The 12,730-nt window shown below is 53.7% G+C and carries 10 protein-coding genes; 6 read left to right on the forward strand and 4 right to left on the reverse strand.

The genetic code is table 11. From position 1 onward, the window contains the following. Window positions 1-24: 24 nt before the first annotated feature. Window positions 25-1,353, reverse strand: coding sequence for a TolC family protein (locus tag PCAR_RS05900; RefSeq protein ID WP_200858989.1), 1,329 nt, complete (start codon window positions 1,351-1,353; stop codon window positions 25-27). A 637-nt stretch (window positions 1,354-1,990) separates the two neighbouring features. On the opposite strand from PCAR_RS05900, the gene PCAR_RS05905 reads away from it, so the two are divergent. Then, on the forward strand, window positions 1,991-2,335 hold the full coding sequence (locus tag PCAR_RS05905) for a hypothetical protein (protein WP_041531280.1): 345 nt from the start codon (window positions 1,991-1,993) through the stop codon (window positions 2,333-2,335). A gap of 246 nt (window positions 2,336-2,581) precedes the next feature. Here PCAR_RS05905 and PCAR_RS05910 read toward each other — a convergent pair whose 3' ends face one another. From PCAR_RS05910 to PCAR_RS05920, 3 genes are all read right to left on the reverse strand, one after another. Beyond that, entirely contained in the window at window positions 2,582-3,469 is an 888-nt protein-coding gene (locus tag PCAR_RS05910; protein ID WP_011340736.1) for a carbon-nitrogen hydrolase, read from the reverse strand. Beyond that, entirely contained in the window at window positions 3,466-4,491 is a 1,026-nt protein-coding gene (locus tag PCAR_RS05915) for an agmatine deiminase family protein (protein WP_011340737.1), read from the reverse strand. The genes PCAR_RS05910 and PCAR_RS05915 overlap by 4 nt, the downstream gene beginning before the upstream one ends. Before the next feature lie 67 nt (window positions 4,492-4,558). Next, window positions 4,559-6,067: a bifunctional DedA family/phosphatase PAP2 family protein gene (locus PCAR_RS05920; RefSeq protein WP_011340738.1), complete on the reverse strand. Its 1,509-nt coding sequence runs from the start codon at window positions 6,065-6,067 to the stop codon at window positions 4,559-4,561. A 303-nt stretch (window positions 6,068-6,370) separates the two neighbouring features. On the opposite strand from PCAR_RS05920, the gene PCAR_RS05925 reads away from it, so the two are divergent. From PCAR_RS05925 to PCAR_RS05945, 5 genes are all read left to right on the forward strand, one after another. After that, complete coding sequence (locus tag PCAR_RS05925; protein ID WP_011340739.1) at window positions 6,371-8,782, forward strand: Lon protease family protein; 2,412 nt, start codon at window positions 6,371-6,373, stop codon at window positions 8,780-8,782. A 436-nt stretch (window positions 8,783-9,218) separates the two neighbouring features. Further along, complete coding sequence (locus tag PCAR_RS05930; RefSeq protein ID WP_011340740.1) at window positions 9,219-9,557, forward strand: P-II family nitrogen regulator; 339 nt, start codon at window positions 9,219-9,221, stop codon at window positions 9,555-9,557. 36 nt (window positions 9,558-9,593) lie between these two features. Continuing rightward, a complete protein-coding gene (locus tag PCAR_RS05935) occupies window positions 9,594-10,943 on the forward strand; it encodes an ammonium transporter (protein WP_011340741.1) in 1,350 nt (449 codons plus the stop codon). A gap of 69 nt (window positions 10,944-11,012) precedes the next feature. Further along, window positions 11,013-11,747, forward strand: coding sequence for a TorF family putative porin (locus PCAR_RS05940; RefSeq protein ID WP_011340742.1), 735 nt, complete (start codon window positions 11,013-11,015; stop codon window positions 11,745-11,747). Between the two features lie 131 nt (window positions 11,748-11,878). Further along, window positions 11,879-12,655 (forward strand): EI24 domain-containing protein, encoded by a 777-nt coding sequence (locus PCAR_RS05945; RefSeq protein WP_011340743.1) that lies wholly within the window; start codon window positions 11,879-11,881, stop codon window positions 12,653-12,655. Window positions 12,656-12,730: the final 75 nt, after the last annotated feature.

Here is a 12,730-nt window from a genome sequence, read left to right on the forward strand (position 1 = left end):
CCAGGCTTCTCAGGGTGGGTTTCTTCATTGCCGGATCAGTTTATGCTGTATTTCGGTTCCTACCAACAGTTTCAACCGGGACCGAAGAGCCAGATGGTCGTAGCGCGTCTTGTAATGTTGTGCGGCCATAAATGATTCCATCAGTTGGGCACGAATGACATCTTCGGTCTCCACCAACTCGTGTCGATAAGCCCGGGTATTCAGGTCGCGATTTTCTACGGCTGCGTTCATGGCCTCGAGGGTTGCCTGATACGATTTTTCGGCGGCATTCAGGGAGAGGAATGTATCTCGAATCTGTAGACCGATCCCCTCTTTGAAAAGAAGTTGTTCCTCTTTGATTTTGGCCAGGCGGGCTTTGGCTTCCGATACCTTGTTCTGGGTTAAAAAGCCGCTGAAGATCGGAATTTCGATGCCGATTCCGACGCTCCAGCCCTCCTTATTTTCGTCGGTAACCGCTCCCGTATTGTAATCGTTCCACCATTTATGCAGTTCGCCGGTTAACGCCAGCTTGGGATAATGTTCGCTCACGGCGGTGCGTATAGCTCCCTGCGCTGCGGATATCCCTGCTTCGATTTTTGCCCAGTCGGGATTGAATCGGTAGGCGCTGCTTACCAGGTGTTCCAGATTGTCGGGAAAGGGAGTGAACGGCATGGCCGTTTCCGCCGGAGTTACGCTGTCGTTCCAGGGAAGACCCATGGTATTGGCGAGAGCTGCACGGGCTATTAAGGCATTTTTTTCCAGCAGGGCAACCATCGAGCGCAGCGATTCAACCATTACCTTGTTGCCGAGAAAGTCGGTTTTTTTCACCCGGCCCGAGCCTTCTTTGTACATGGTTTCGGTAAGATTGAGGGTCGCCTCCATCCGCTCCAGGGTATCTTTAGCGATACTGTGCAATTGTGCTGCCAGGACCGCTCCGTAATAAAGTCGCGTGACACTGTCCACGATCTCCAGGTCGGTACGTCGGGACTCCTGTTTCATCATGTCAACAAGGCTCTTGGCCTGTTCGCGATATCCTTTACGCATCCCGCCGTCGTATAGCAACCAAGTCGCTTCGACCGATGCAAAGTACGTATCCCGATCCATTATTTTGACATCCTGTTCGGGGATCTGCATTTCCTGCGCCGGAGTGGTTATGGGCATAGGGCCCATCGGGGTGGCGACCGTGACGGTTGTCGCAGGAACATTGAAACTTTTGGCCGGAAACAGGAAATTGGTCGGCTCATCCATGCGCGTAAATCCCCCCTTGGCGGTGACCTGTGGCCAGTAGCCGGCCAGTGCCTGGCGATGTTGGGCTTCGGCCATTTCAACCGCATACCGGGAGGCGGGACGGCGATGATTGTTTTTCAATGCCATCTGAATGCAATTTTCCAGAGAAACAGGGGATTTAACAGTGTTTCCCGTTGTTTTTAATGGGGCGCCTATCCCCTGAGACGAAAAAATTAAAAAAAAGGTGGTCAGGATGATTGGGCTAAAGCAGACCCTATGAAACATGTTCTGTCTCCTGTGGTAACAAATGTTTTCATGTCAATTACATTCTAATTTCAATAAAATGATTTATGTACCCAATTAATTGAGCATAATTAGGGCTATGGCATTATGGTGGGGGATGGTTTTATCAAAAAACAATCAGAAAATCAAAATATTTAAATGAGACTTTAAGGGCAAAACTCATTGGGTGATGTTATTTTTTTGTAACATGTTGTCGTGCGAAAATGTGGCTACGTGACATCTTTGTGCCATCCCGAAACTGAGTCTTGCGGGCTTCCGATGGTTGTCCTGATACAAAATAAACCACTGAATTCGGGGGCATTATTGCCGATATGAAACTTACGGTATTCTGTTGACGGCGATGTGGCGGTATTTATACGTTTATATTCAAAAGGTTAACAGTTGTTTTTGCATAGTTTTGGATAGCGGAACATCGAGCACAGATAGATATGATTTGATCCCATTACCTGGTTAATTAGAGTATGGAGCAGGATTTATACCAATGAGTATGCGTATTCTTTGGGATTGCCAATTGGTTATCGCCAATCAGCGTCGGGTCACCACATTTGACAGGTTAATCTCCTTTTGTGGGCTGAAAGTAATTTCATTTCAAAGGAAACGACTATGGGACGGCAGGGTGCGTCGGCTGCAGGTAACCGATGCCGGTGAGCGTACCTTGCAGTTGCGCGCTCTGGTGAGCGCCGGCGATTCCGGAAAATGCTGGGATCTGCGTTGTGAGGTGCGGGAAAAACTGGTCGATTACGTGCAGCGGAATCATGCTGAGGCGTTACCGCGGTTACGCGCGAGCCTTGATGCTCCAGGTCGGGAAGACGCAGTCGATAGCTGAATGATTCATCATGCGGTGATTGCGCGTCCATATCCGGAACAAACAACGGCTCAACCTTGTTATCGGGTTGAGCCGTCGTTGTTTAACATGCGGTGCCTATAACCTGCCTGGTTTCATCCCCGGAACGAAAACTTCTGCCATGGAATCTCAGGCCGTTTCTGGCCAAGAGGACAGTCTGCTGTTCCCTGTTTTTTGTTTATCGGTAGCAGTCTTTTGTTATGGGGTTATAGGCATCCCGTAATCGATCTATTTGTCCAGAAAGCGTTTAACCAGCCCCCCGTAATCGTCGATCCGCCGATCCCGTAAAAACGGCCAGATTCTGCGGACCTGTTCGCTGCGCCCCCGGTCGATTGTGACCACCAAGGTCTCCTCTTTATCTTCGGAAGCTTGCGCAAGGATTTCCCCCTGGCTGCCGGCAACGAAACTCTTTCCCCAGAATTGAGATCCCGCTGCCTGCGGATCGGGTGATGATTCGAAGCCGGTACGGTTGACGGCGATGACGGGCAGGCCGTTGGCCACGGCATGGGCGCGCTGGATGGTGACCCAGGCATCGCGCTGGCGTTGCCGTTCGGCGTCATCGTCGCGTGGATCCCAGCCGATGGCGGTGGGGTAGATGAGCATTTCGGCGCCGGCCATGGCCATGAGCCGGGCGGCTTCCGGATACCATTGATCCCAGCAGACCAACACGCCGAGTTTACCCAGCGAGGTCGTGATGGGGGTGAAGCCGAGGTCGCCGGGGGTGAAGTAGAATTTTTCGTAATATCCCGGGTCGTCGGGGATGTGCATCTTCCGGTAGCGGCCGGCGATGGTGCCGTCTTTTTCGAAGACCACGGCGGTGTTGTGATAGAGTCCGGCGGCGCGGCGCTCGAACAGCGATGTCACGATGACCACGTTGAGCTCTCTGGCGATCTGCCCGAACAGGTCCGTCGATGGACCCGGGATCGTCTCGGCCAGATCGAAACAGTCGGTATCTTCCGTCTGGCAAAAGTAGAGGCTGGTGTGCAGTTCCTGCAAAACCACCAATTGTGCCCCCTGCGATACGGCCTGACGAATGCCGGCCACACTTTTCTCCAGATTGTTCTGCCGGTCGGCGCTGCAGCTTTGTTGCACCAGGCCAACGGTTAGTTCATTCATGGTAAAACCCCTTTGGGCAATTGCATGGTGACGCAGTGCAGCGATCCGTGTTGTTTGATCAGCGGCAGACAATTCACGCCTATAATGGCGCGGTTGGGAAAAGCCTGGCCGACGGCGGATAGGGCGTGGGCGTCCTGCATATCTCCATAGGTAGGAACCAGCACCGCCCCGTTGATCACCAGGAAGTTGGCGTAAGTGGCCGGCAGGCGATGGCCTCTTTCATCAAAGCATGGTTGTGGCCAAGGCAACGGAATCAGGCGAAATGGTTTCCCGTCGAGAGTCCGCAGGGCTTGCAGTTCCTCGGCCATGGCCTGCAATGCGTCGTAATGTTCGTCATCGGGATTATCGCATCGCACATAAACGATGGTGTCGTCAGGGCAAAGTCGGGCCAGAGTGTCGATGTGCGCATCGGTATCATCGCCGGCAAGATAGCCGTTTTCCAGCCACAGAACTTGTCGGCTACCGAATAGCTGGCATAAGGATTCCTCGATTTGCTGCCTGTTCATGTGGGGATTACGGTTGGCGCTGAGCAGGCACTGGCTGGTGGTCAATAGCGTCCCGCGTCCATCCGATTCGACGCTGCCGCCTTCCAGAGTCAGCCCGCAGCTCTTCAGCGGGGTGTCGCCGAAAACGCCTTTTTGATGCAGACGGCGGGTGACCTGGTTGTCCTGGTCTGCGGAAAATTTCAATCCCCAGCCATTGAAGGTGAAATCGAGCAGTTCCGGACGATCGTTTTTCAACACGGTGAGGGGGCCGAAATCCCTGAACCACGTATCGTTGGTCGGTATTTGATGCAGGCGGACCCGCTCCATGTCGATCTCTGCCGACTGAAGTTTGCGAAGCACATCCTCGCTATTGGCAACGACCAGAACCACCTTTTCAAAACGGCTGATTTCACGGGTCAGTCGGATGAATACTGGCTCAACCTCTTCAATACAGGGTTGCCAGTCACTTTCCTCATGGGGCCAGGCCACCAGAACTGCGTCCTGGGGTTCCCATTCGGCCGGCAGGCGAACGGTCATACGCACCTCGTAAGTTGGGAGTAAAAAGGAGGTTCATGGTAAAGAAAAAATCGCCGCGAGGCAATCATCAAACGAGCTTCCACAAGGATAACAGATGGCGGACCGTAGCGAGCAGCGCCAGGCTTGCCGCAGAGGCCCACAACAGTTTTTCCAGGCGGCGATCGAAATTCGGCGGGTGCCACTGGCGATGCCATAAGGTTTCGCCGGCCAGCCGTCGGCGCACTTCCAGAGCCGTGATCAGAAACGACAGCCACAGGGCCGCAAGCAGCCATCCGGCCAGCACATCGCTGAACCAGTGTGCACCGAGAAAAAGCCGGCTTATGCCGACCAATAAAGCCACAAAACTGGCACTGGCGACAAGCGATACCCGTGACTGCCAGTTGCGGATGGTGCCCAGCATCAGATATACGGTCAGACCGCTTAAAAGCAAAGCGAAAAAGGCATGGCCGCTGGGGAAGCTGAGGGATTCCAGGGGCAGTCCGGGGTAGACAGGGAGGGGTCTTGGACGGGCAAAAACCCGCTTCAGGGCGAAGGTCAGAATGTGCCCGCCTCCCGTTCCGGCAAGCAGTATCGCTGCCGAAAAGGTTCGTCCTTTGAGCAGCAGCCAGAATATCAGCAAAAAGCCCCAGGACAGCAACACCGGACGATCCGCCAAGCCGGAGCAAAGCAGCATCAGACGCCCGGTTACGGGCTGATGATGGCGGATGATCATGGTCCAGATCTGCTCGTCCAGTTGGCGCAAGACCGGTAACTGGGCCATCACGGTAAAAAATAATCCGGCAAACAGGCCGCAACAGACCAGCCCCATGGTGAGATACAGCCCTGCGCCATGGCTCAGGCTGAACCGTGCCGCAACGAAGCGCCAGATACGTGGATAGCGGCGGCGGCATGTTTGCGGCCAGGGCTTTTGTAGTACCGCCTGCCATTTTATACGGAGTCTATCCCGGGCAGATGCGATGTGTCTCGACAATCGCGGTGCCGCGCGGCTCCAGAACCATCCATTGGCCACAAGCAGGATCAGCAGGGTGGTCACCAACAGGCTGAGGCGACCGCTCCAGAGTTGGACCTGCTGCCAGCTGGCCGCTCCCAGACTGCCGAGCCCCGGGTAGACCAGTCCCCACAACAGGCAACTGAACAGGGTATAGCCGAAAAATTTCCCCGGATCGAGCTTAGCACTACCTGCGATGAAGGGTGTCAGTCCCCTTAACGGCCCGGCAAAGCGACCGAAGAACAGACTTTTGCCGCCGTGGTCGATGAAAAACATTTCGGCTTTGCGGATCATTGTCAGATATTTCCGAAAAAACGGTTTGCGCAAAAATCTGTAGCCAAGTCGCGCCCCCAGCATATAGCTGACACTGTCGCCGGCAAGCGCACCGAGCCCTGCTGCAGCCATGACCGTGCCGAGATGTCCCTGCCCGTGGGCGGTGAAAAAGCCGGCACAGACGATTAAGGTACTTCCCGGGACCGCCAGCCCGATCATGGCAATGGACTCGGCCATGGCGATGGCGAAGAGCAGGGCGTAATAAATCCCGCCATCGGGTATGTTGTCGGCGATGTACGGCAGAATAGAATCCATAGGGTCCCGGATACGGCAACGGTTTCGGTTTTGCGCCTTCAGGCCGGCGGTACGACGGGCCATGACAGGTCGGCGGTTACGCTTTGTGGGCAACTTGCTAACGGAAGCTGAATTGATAGTATTAAGTTAGAAACACCGTAACATACCAGGATTTCAGCATCCATGTCGTTGTTAGTTTACCTTACAAGCGTGTTCTTCGCATGGGGTTCTGCACAGATCTCGGAGCTTAAGACCGGAGCATGGCGGAGAGTCAGTGAAACCTGATGATCTCGATGCCTGTTGCGAACAGGGAGGCTGCCATTTATGGAGCAATTCAAGCTTTCACCTCAGGAACTTTTTTGGAAGTGCGATGCGGCGCAATTCGAATTTTCCAGTACCGATGAGCTTCGTTTTCTGGAAGAAACCATCGGCCAGGAACGCGCCTTGACGGCGATCGAATTCGGGCTGAGCATCGATTCCAACGGTTTCAATATCTTCGTGCTGGGAGAGTCCGGCACCGGACGTTCCTCAACTATCAAGAGGGTGTTGGAGCGTCGCTGCAAAGATGAGCCTGTCCCTGACGATTGGTGCTATGTGCATGATTTCAAAAATGCGGACCGGCCCAATTGCGTTCGTTTGGCCGCGGGACTCGGAAAAACCTTCCAGGGGGATATGGAGACCCTTATCAGCCATCTCGCCGAAGCTATCCCAAGGCTTTTCGAAAGCAAGGAATACGAGCAGGCAAAAAACAGCATTACTCAGGAGTCCCAGGAAAAAAACAAGAAACTGGTTCAGGAACTGGAGGCGAAAGTCAATGCCGAAGGTTTTCTTTTGCAGCGCACTGTGGGCGGTTTGGTGCTGGTTCCGACCCGTGACGGGCAGCCGTTGTCGCAGCAGGAATATGGCGAATTGGATGAAAAGGAACAGCAGGAACTTGAAGAGAAGGGCGGCCGTTTGCAGGAAATGCTTAACGATACCCTGCGACAGATTGTGGAGTTGGAGAAACGGCTGCGTATTTCTCTGCATGAAATGGAAAAGAATTTTCTGAATACGGCCTTGCAGCATTTGTTCGAGGACCTGGAAGAGAAGTACAAAGATCACGCCAGGGTGCTGGAACATTTAGGTAACTGCCGCGCGGACCTTCTCAACAGGGCCGACGAATTTCGCCCCAGCCAGGGCCCGCAGGTGGCTCTCGGCGGTATGCGTACGGGTCGCCAGGAACCTTCCTTCGATCAGTATCGGGTGAACCTGTTGGTCGATAACGGTGCCCTCGAAGGGGCGCCGGTCGTCTATGAACCCAATCCTACCTATTTCAACCTTTTTGGCCGTATCGAACACATCATCCAGATGGGCAATGCCACGACCAATTTCACCATGATCAAATCGGGGGCTCTGCATCGTGCCAACGGCGGTTACCTGATTGTCGATTGTCGTGAGGTCCTTATCAATCTGTTCTCCTATGAAGCCATCAAGCGCTGCCTGCGCCACGGCGAAATCAAGATCGAGGATATGGCGGAGCAGTATCGCCTGATCGCCACGGTGTCCTTGAAACCGGAGCCGATTCCCTTGAAATGTAAACTGGTGATGATCGGTTTGCCCATGTTTTATTACCTGCTTTACCAGTTGGATCCGGATTTTCGCAAATATTTCAAAGTCAAATCCGATTTTAACAGCATCATGAAAAATACATGGGAGAATGTGCAGCATTATGCTTTGTTTATCGCAACTCAATGCCGCAAGGAAGGTATGCTGCATTTTTCCCCTGAAGGCGTGGCCAGCGTGGTCGAATATGCCGCCCGCCTGGCCGAAGATAAAAATCGCCTGTCCTGCCGTTTCATGGATCTGTCCGATCTGATCCGGGAGGCTTCGTTTTACGCGGTGCGTAACCGGGCGGAAAAGGTGGAACGCAGTCATGTGGAATTGGCCGTGGAGTCCAAGGAGTATCGCTCCAACAAGCTCGAGCAACTGGTGCAGGAGTTTATTGAAGACGGGCGCATCCTGGTCGATACCGCCGGAGAGGTGGTCGGTCAGATCAACGGCCTGGCGGTGTATCTGATGGGCGATTATTCTTTCGGCAAACCTTCGCGTATTACCGTGCGTACCTTTATGGGCAAGGGAGGCGTGATTAATATCGAACGCGAGGCCAAACTTTCCGGGCCTGTTTACGATAAGGGCGTGCTTATCTTGTCCGGTTTTATCGGCGATCGATATGCTCAGGATAAACCTCTCACCCTGGCCGCGTCGATCTGCTTCGAGCAATCCTACTCAGGCGTCGAAGGGGACAGCGCATCGGCTGCGGAATTGTTCGGTTTGCTGTCTTCTTTAGCCGGTCTGCCTTTGCGTCAGGGGATCGCTGTCACCGGATCTGTCAATCAGCGCGGTCAGTTGCAGCCGATAGGCGGCGTCAATGAAAAGATCGAAGGTTTTTATGCCGTTTGCAAAGCCAAGGGCTTTACCGGTCAGCAGGGGGTGCTGATTCCGGACCAGAACAGGCAGAATCTGATGCTCAAGCAGGAGGTTGTCGACGCTGTAGAAGCCGGGCAATTTCATGTATGGGCGGTGCGGCATATTGACGAGGGGCTGGAAATACTTACCGGCATACCGGCCGGCCAGCAACTTGAAGATGGGACATGGCCCGAGGGAACGGTGAATTATCGCGTCAATGCCCGACTGGAGGACATGGTCAAAGGGCTGCAGAAATTTGCTCGTCCCGAAGAAAAAAACTCGCAATCATAAGACCCAACCGGCGCTAGCCGGACAGATAGACGCTGGAAAACGGCATGGGGTTTCGACCCTTTGCCGTTTTTTTTGGTTTTTGTGCACGATCGGGACGTGCCGGCGCGGGTTGTTTCTTCTTGACGGGCTGTGAGGATGGTTGCGGATCGAGAATTTGGCCAAAAAATAATCAGAAACAAATTTTAATCACCAGTTTGCTCAAAATTTAAGCCGCTTTTTTAGGCGGTCTCGTGTAAGTACTTGAAATTACATGTTTATAAAAGTTGGTACGACCTATGCGATAGGTAAAGGCATGCGCGCAAAAATCCCTTGGGGGGATGCATTGTTTTCATGACAGGTATGGCATGGCCGACCTGTAATAAAAAACGGTGGCGGGTCTTTCCGGAAGCCCGCCACCCCGAACCTCTTCACCAGAGGCGTCAAAGGAGACAAACCGATGAAAAAGATCGAATGCATCATCAAGCCTTTCAAACTGGAAGATGTCAAAGAGGCCCTGGCAGATATGGGAATCAGCGGCATGACGGTCAGCGAGGTGCGAGGCTTCGGACGGCAAAAAGGTCATACCGAACTGTATCGTGGGGCTGAGTATCAGATTGACTTTATTCCCAAAATCAAGGTGGAGCTGGTCATTGCCGCCGAACGTGTTAACGAGGTTGTTAACATCGTCCGGAACGCCGCTCAAACCGGGACCATCGGTGACGGTAAGATTTTTGTCTACGATATCGAGCAGACGGTTCGCATTCGTACCGGCGAAACCGGTCCGGAAGCCCTTTAAGCCGCTATTTGCAACACAACAAGGAGGAAGATAGACATGAAAAAGTGGGCAAGTATTTTGGGCGCCGGCCTGCTGCTGGCTTTACCGGCTCTGGGTTGGGCCGAAGACGCACCCCTCACCGCCGATGCGGTGCAGAACAACCTTAACTTTGTCTGGACGTTGATTGCCGCGTTCATGGTTTTCATCATGCAGGCCGGTTTTGCCATGGTGGAAGTCGGCTTCACCCGTGCTAAAAACGCCTGCAATATCCTGATGAAGAACATGATGGACTTCTCTGCCGGTGCCATCGGTTTCTGGGCGGTCGGTTTCGGCCTGATGTTCGGAACCACCAACGGTTTCTTCGGTACCACCGATTTCTTTTTTAGCGGTGCTACCGGTGATGCCGAAGCCTGGAACTACGCTTTCTGGATGTTTCAGACCGTGTTTGCCGCTACCGCAGCCACCATCATTTCCGGTGCCGTAGCCGAACGTACCAAGTTCAGCGCCTATCTGGTTTACTCGGTGCTGGTTTCGGCCTTTGTTTATCCCATTTTCGGCAGCTGGGCCTGGGGCAGCCTCTACAACGGCAGCGGCTGGCTCGAAGGTCTCGGCTTCATCGATTTCGCCGGCTCGACCGTGGTTCACTCCATGGGTGGCTGGCTTGCCTTGGCCGGCGCCATCGTCGTCGGTCCCCGTATCGGCAAGTTTGATAAAGCGGGCAACGTCAAGCCCATCCCCGGTCACAATATCCCGTTGGCCGCTCTGGGCGTATTCATCCTGTGGTTCGGCTGGTACGGTTTTAACCCCGGATCCACCACCGTCGGTGACACTTCCATAGCTTTGATTGCCGTAACCACCACCCTGGCCGCTGCTGCCGGTGCCATTACCGCCATGCTCGCCACCTGGCTGAAGTACGGCAAAAGCGATATCGGTATGACCTTGAACGGTGCCTTGGCCGGCCTGGTCGGCATTACCGCCGGTTGCGCCAACGTTAGCCCGCTGTCGGCTGTGATTATCGGCGGCATTGCCGGCGTACTGGTCCTCTTCTCGGTTCTGTTCTTCGACAAGATCAAGGTTGACGATCCGGTTGGTGCCGTTTCCGTTCATGGTGTTTGCGGCGCCTGGGGTACCCTCGCTGCCGGGCTGTTCGATAGCGCCGGCTTCTCCCTGAAGACCGTAGGCGTGCAGTTGACCGGTATCGGTGCCTGTTTCGTTTTCGCCTTCGGTGTCGGCCTGATCATGTTCAAACTGATCGATGTGGTTATCGGCATGCGCGTATCCAAGGAAGAAGAAATGGCCGGTCTCGATTACACCGAGCACGGTGCTTCGGCTTACCCCGATTTCCAGACTGTCCGTCTCGGTACGGTATTCGCCCCCGGTCAGGAAAATGTGAACGGTCCTAAATAATAATGAACAATGCCCTTTCCCGGATGGCAATGGTTGCTGTCCGGGAGGGACTTTTCAAGGAGGAAATTCATGATGAAAAGATGGAGTGTTTCGTTGTTGGTCGCCGCTGTTGTCGCTTTCGGCCTGGTTGCCCAGGCTGGCGCCGCAGTAATCGAAGTTGAAGGCGATGCCTATGTCGGTGTGTTTGATAAGTACCTGTGGCGCGGATTCGACCTCAGCGGCGGTATGCCGGTTGCTCAAGCCGGTGCCGACCTGTCGACCCACGGCTTTACTCTGGGCTATTGGAGCAACTTGCAGCTCAAAGGCGATGATGGATTGCCCGCTGGGGAAATTACCGAGACCGATATCGTTGTGAGCTACGCCCATGATTTCGGTGACATGCTTTCCGTAACCGTTGGTGATATCTGGTACCAGCTCGAAGGCATTGAGGACACCAACGAGTTGTTTGTCAATGCGACGGTCAATACTCTGCTGGCCCCGACTGTAAGCATGTACTACGATTGGGATGCTGCCGAAGAAGACGGCCTGTTCTTCACTTTCGATGTCAGCCATTCCCTCGAACTTATGGACAGCCTGACCTTGAACATGGGTGCCCTGGTTTCCTATAACCTGCATAGCGACTATTCGATTGGCGACTACAGCGGTTTCCATAATGTCGAAGCGAGCATCAGCTTCGATTATGCCCTGTCCGATCAGTTTACGATCAGCCCGTCTTTCGTGTTCTCGACTCCTATTTGTTCAGGGGCCAAAGATGCTATCGATACCGAAACCCTGGGTGGTGTAACCCTGACCTTCGCGTTTTAATCGGCATCTTTAAAAGCTGTAATATCGACAAAAGCGTCGCCCTTCAGTACAATGGAGGGCGACGTTTTTTATTGTAATGGACTGCCGGGACGTCATGGGGCAGGTTTTGTATTCGGAAGGAGACAATGGTGATGGCTGAAGGCCGCCGAAAGGGCGTATTGGGGGAGTTTTATCGTGGCTTGGCTTATGTTCCTCGGGCCGTGCATTTTTTGCGGCATCATATGGGATTATTGAAGTATCTGGTCATCCCTTTTATAATTAACGTCTTGACCTTTTCGCTGGCGGTTTTCCTCGGCATGAAATTTTTCGGTCGCATTGTCGACGGCCTGCCTCAAGGCGATGCCTGGTATTTTGTGCTGCTTTACGGCGTGTTGTGGGTGTTGGCCGGGCTGGTGGCTGCGATCCTGGTTTTTTTCACGTTTACCGTGATCGGCAACCTGATTGCCGCCCCGTTTAACGGCCTGCTGTCCGAGCGGGTGGAAATTTTGCTCACCGGCAACCTTCCGGATATGCCCTTTACCCTGAAAGGTGTTTTGCGCGATACCGGTCGCAGTCTTGTTGTCGAAGCCAAAAAAATGCTCCTGTTCATTCTCGTCATGGCGCTGCTGCTGTTGTTGAATCTGCTGCCTGTGGTCGGAACGTTTCTCTATGCCGTTTGCACCCTGGGTTTGACGCTGTTTTTTTTGGCCTGGGAATACCTCAGTTTCGTGCACGAGCGCAAACCGATGAATTTCTCCCGTCAGTGGCACTACCTTATGAAGCGTAAAACGCTTTTGCTCGGTTTTTCCACCGGCGTGCTGGCTTTGCTGGCCATCCCGTTTTTGCAGTTGTTGTGCATACCCTTTGCCGTGGTTGCGGCAACATTGCTGTGGTGCGAAGAGCAGGCCGGGCACCGACTTTCTGTATGACAATTCCCCAACTGGTCAGCGCTTGTGCTATACTGGATAAATCCTCGAAGTACCGGTGATCTTTAGGCTTCGTTA

The organism is Syntrophotalea carbinolica DSM 2380 (genome assembly GCF_000012885.1).
Lineage (GTDB): Bacteria > Desulfobacterota > Desulfuromonadia > Desulfuromonadales > Syntrophotaleaceae > Syntrophotalea > Syntrophotalea carbinolica.

What these genes read in the sequence shown, in the direction of transcription:
- PCAR_RS05900 (WP_200858989.1), bottom strand. Translation starts at nt 1,353, where the DNA reads ATGGCATTGAAAAACAATCATCGCCGTCCCGCCTCCCGGTATGCGGTT.
- PCAR_RS05905 (WP_041531280.1), top strand. Translation starts at nt 1,991, where the DNA reads ATGAGTATGCGTATTCTTTGGGATTGCCAATTGGTTATCGCCAATCAG.
- PCAR_RS05910 (WP_011340736.1), bottom strand. Translation starts at nt 3,469, where the DNA reads ATGAATGAACTAACCGTTGGCCTGGTGCAACAAAGCTGCAGCGCCGAC.
- PCAR_RS05915 (WP_011340737.1), bottom strand. Translation starts at nt 4,491, where the DNA reads ATGACCGTTCGCCTGCCGGCCGAATGGGAACCCCAGGACGCAGTTCTG.
- PCAR_RS05920 (WP_011340738.1), bottom strand. Translation starts at nt 6,067, where the DNA reads ATGGATTCTATTCTGCCGTACATCGCCGACAACATACCCGATGGCGGG.
- PCAR_RS05925 (WP_011340739.1), top strand. Translation starts at nt 6,371, where the DNA reads ATGGAGCAATTCAAGCTTTCACCTCAGGAACTTTTTTGGAAGTGCGAT.
- PCAR_RS05930 (WP_011340740.1), top strand. Translation starts at nt 9,219, where the DNA reads ATGAAAAAGATCGAATGCATCATCAAGCCTTTCAAACTGGAAGATGTC.
- PCAR_RS05935 (WP_011340741.1), top strand. Translation starts at nt 9,594, where the DNA reads ATGAAAAAGTGGGCAAGTATTTTGGGCGCCGGCCTGCTGCTGGCTTTA.
- PCAR_RS05940 (WP_011340742.1), top strand. Translation starts at nt 11,013, where the DNA reads ATGATGAAAAGATGGAGTGTTTCGTTGTTGGTCGCCGCTGTTGTCGCT.
- PCAR_RS05945 (WP_011340743.1), top strand. Translation starts at nt 11,879, where the DNA reads ATGGCTGAAGGCCGCCGAAAGGGCGTATTGGGGGAGTTTTATCGTGGC.